Origin of the sequence: Methanobrevibacter sp. (assembly GCF_015062985.1) — an archaeon.
GTDB lineage: Archaea > Methanobacteriota > Methanobacteria > Methanobacteriales > Methanobacteriaceae > Methanocatella.
This window is the reverse complement of sequence record NZ_SUTI01000029.1, coordinates 7,919-11,599: the sequence shown is the minus strand read 5'-3', so window position 1 is coordinate 11,599 and position 3,681 is coordinate 7,919. Positions and strand designations below refer to the sequence as shown.

Annotated in this window: 3 protein-coding genes and 1 pseudogene; all 4 read right to left on the bottom strand. The window is 28.0% G+C overall.

Translation table 11 applies throughout. The features are described from left to right. Positions 1–624: 624 nt before the first annotated feature. Positions 625–1,449: a hypothetical protein gene (locus E7Z77_RS09155; protein ID WP_292753245.1), complete on the bottom strand. Its 825-nt coding sequence runs from the start codon at positions 1,447–1,449 to the stop codon at positions 625–627. Next, a complete protein-coding gene (locus E7Z77_RS09150) occupies positions 1,439–2,287 on the bottom strand; it encodes a transcriptional regulator FilR1 domain-containing protein (RefSeq protein ID WP_292753242.1) in 849 nt (282 codons plus the stop codon). The genes E7Z77_RS09155 and E7Z77_RS09150 overlap by 11 nt, the downstream gene beginning before the upstream one ends. Before the next feature lie 186 nt (positions 2,288–2,473). Further along, positions 2,474–3,478 carry an adenosylcobinamide amidohydrolase gene (locus E7Z77_RS09145; protein WP_292753239.1) on the bottom strand — a complete coding sequence of 335 codons (1,005 nt, stop codon included), beginning with the start codon at positions 3,476–3,478 and terminating at the stop codon, positions 2,474–2,476. A gap of 42 nt (positions 3,479–3,520) precedes the next feature. Then, positions 3,521–3,681 (bottom strand): annotated as a pseudogene (locus tag E7Z77_RS09140) (thermosome subunit); the annotation flags it as partial.

Here is a 3,681-nt window from a genome sequence, read left to right as displayed (position 1 = left end):
CTTCTTTTTCTACCCATCCGATTTCATTGAGTCTTTTCATTGCAAATCCTTTAAAAGTTGCCATATTTTCACCTCTTTTTATTAAAACATTCATATAAAATTTAAGTGAAAAAAATAAGTAAATATAAACAAAAAATGTTTATAAATAACCTATTTAAACACTTATTTCATTAAAAAACATAATTAAAAATATGTTAATTTTGAAATAACTAAATAAAATACAAATGTTTTCTAATCTAATCTATGACAAGGCACATATATAAAAGTTACTACTTATTTACGTAAATTTTTAGCATTACTAAATAATTAAGGATTTAATGATATTTTTAATAGCTCCTGATGATTTTTTATTTGAATGATGTTAATCAATATGAAAACAAAAATTTTAAAAAATATGTTGAAAATTCGCAATGATTGTGAAAATATAACTTCGAAATAAAAAATTAAAATTCAATGAAAAAAATTAAAAGTTGAAAAAGAAAATTTAAAATCCTCATATGAAAAAATCAATGATGATGCAATAAACTGTTGGATGAAAAAAATTCATGTTGATGATGAAAATTCATGTTGATGGTAAAAAAAATAATTTATGGAAAAATCCATAAAACAAATTAAAAAAAAAAATTATTTTAAAATATACTTTTTATAGGAATAATAAAATCTGTAGGCATCATCAATACCTGATTGCTCATCAATGAAAAGCATTTCAGAATTATCAAAGACAGAATCATCATAAAATAAAAATATTGATGCAAATACGTCAGATACAGTGAAAAAGATATTTGACAAATCTTCAACAATATAAAAATCAATCCGCTTATCCCTAACCAAAGCCTTAAAATAATTTTCAGAATCGGATTTGACAATTAAATCATAGATAGTTTTAGTAGTTAACAAATCCAAATGCCCCTCGTGATCAATTAAAGCCTCATATATGGAATCCATAAAAATCTTTGAGAATACCGGTAAAATCATACAGATATCGGTAGATTTTTTTATATTTTCCAAGTATACATTTATAGGCTTTGCAAATTCAGTGATATTAGACTTTACTGAAGAAACTCCACTAAAGGAAGAAATGTCTTTTAAAAAACGATTAGGTATTGATTTAATAGAATGATCTTCCCAAAATTTCTCGTGATTGTCTATATTTTCAAAATTGGACAATAGATTTTCCAAATTTTTAGCGAATAAAAAACCTATTGACGTAATAACATACTTTTTATCAGGCAAACGTGTAATCATTTTACAAGATTTCAAATCGTTTAGCCCTCTGGAAATATTTCCTGATTTTCTATTGAACTCTGATTCCAGTTCTTTGATAGTTTTACCGGATTCATATAAACTAAGCAATAATTTTAATCTTGTTTCAGATGAAAGAATAAATTTTAAATGATTAAAATCATTTAAACTACTATTTTCATCAAAAAAATTGGATCTAATAACCATCCCTCCTGCCGTTTGGATAAATAATATCTTCTAGTGAAACATAATCGCCACATAATTTTTCATATTCATCAAAAAGCTTCAATCCAAATTCTATAGCCTCAGGGCTAGTGGAAGTGATAACCGCATTTTGATTGAACTGGCCATTTTTAGTATAAAAAGCTAAAACCAGACATTTATCTGAAACAGTGAATGCGAATTGGATATTGCAGTCATTCGGTTTTAATTTGACATACTTATTTTTGATTTTCGGACTTTTTGGCACATAATCTTTAATAAAATTTTTTACCGCTTCAGAAACCGCATCCGGAAGTATCAATTCAACAGTACAATCATTATCAATCCAATAACTTATTATATCATCATGTTTTGGATGGAAATAAGGAAAGATTCCTTTTAAAAATTTAAATCCCATCAATGAACGTTGAAAAATTTCAGTAGCTTTAAATAAATCAACATTATTAGACTCGACCAATTTAGATCCCCTAAGGGAGGATAAATCTTTAATAGTGTCAATATTAATGTCTACAAGAGAATAATTTAAAAAATCAGAATTTTCCTTTAAAAAAACACATGCATTGTTAAAATCAAGTACATTAGTTAATTTAATCTTTGTTTTATTAAATAAATAAAATTTGTCTTCAATACTAAAAATAAACTTTCTTTGTTCTAATTTATTAATATTATCCAGTATAGAACTGTAGCTATAACCTGTTTTTTCTTCTATTTCTTTAATGGATGCAGAAGAGTTATATAAACATCCCAAAATTTTCAAACGAATTTCAGAGTTGATTAAAAACTTGAGATCATCTTGAAAATTTATAAAATTCTTTTTTTTCAAAAGTGTCCACCACAATAACACCGCCTCATGTATGATAAAGTTTTTATTTTATAAAATATTTATACTTTTTAATAAATCCACAATAATTTGTTATATCATGTGATTATTATTTAAACTGATATCCATTAATCATTTATGTAAACTATCAAAAAGATGAATAGTGAACTGAAAAAAGCCCCATTAGTGTTAATGAATAAAATGGTCAATCCAATATTCCAATAAAGTTTTAATCGTATAGCTATCACAAGTTTCTTTTATTCTGCATGCCAACTTAAAAGCTTCCTCTTTTTCAATTAGGTTGCTTTCGACCTCATCAATCAGGTTTAAAACAGAAGTTGTAACTGCCACATTATCCGGCTTGTTCATTTCCTTTTGCAAATCAACAATGAACTCTTCCTTATCACAGTCCAGATTATCATAAAATTCATTAATGTCCAATGTATAGCGATTTAATCTTACCAAAACGTTTGACTGAGATTTTGGAGAAATCCAAACCTGTTTTTTGATAGCTTTTTTGACTGAATCTATTACACATTTCCCAATTAATTCTCCCAACTTGGAATGCTTTCCGGCATTTGTCAATAGGTTATTTGATTCCAAATTGGAAAAAACGCATAGTCCGTCAGTCCCCGTTCCAGTGGCATATCCATTCGAATATTGTGAGGGAATCTTTAAATCATTAAGGGCAACTGTTTTAGCTTCTGTTGCACTCATAAATGCATCAAGCAATGTTTCATAAGTTAAATTGGTATTGATTAAAATGATTGTGTTTATTGTACCAAATTTACCATTTTCTTCATAGTATGCAGCAGGATCGCCCGCCCTTGCAGCATTAGTCCTGACCCCCGCTGTTGTTATGGCAGTGACTTCCAGATTTTTATATGATTCAGTTACGATGCTTACCTTTTCCATTTTAGCCAATGTAGTCAATGCGGTGGAATGTGTGAAATCAATATTTAATGATTCGCATTGCTGAATCAGATAATCCTTCAAATCATGATTTTCCAGATAATCAATATTCTCCTGCGATAAATGATGATTGAAAACACTCTTTAAATTGCTTGAAAATCCACCATTTAACTTGGATGTGGAAATTCCATTACGTTTAACATTAAAATTAACAAAAATAGTGTCCTTTAAATAATACACATCATCAAGGGATGTTTTAAAAATAAGTCTATTAGAATCCATAAAAAATAAAAAAAGAAAGAAATTATAAAAATTTCTTTAAATTTACATCATTGGAGGCATTCCACCGCCCATGGATGGGTCCATACCCATGTCTTCTGGGCCTCTGGTGGATGCAATTACGTCATCAATTCTTAAAATCATTTCAGCTGCTTCAGATGCAGATTGGATAGCTTGTTTTTTGACACGTTTTGGTTCAATTACAC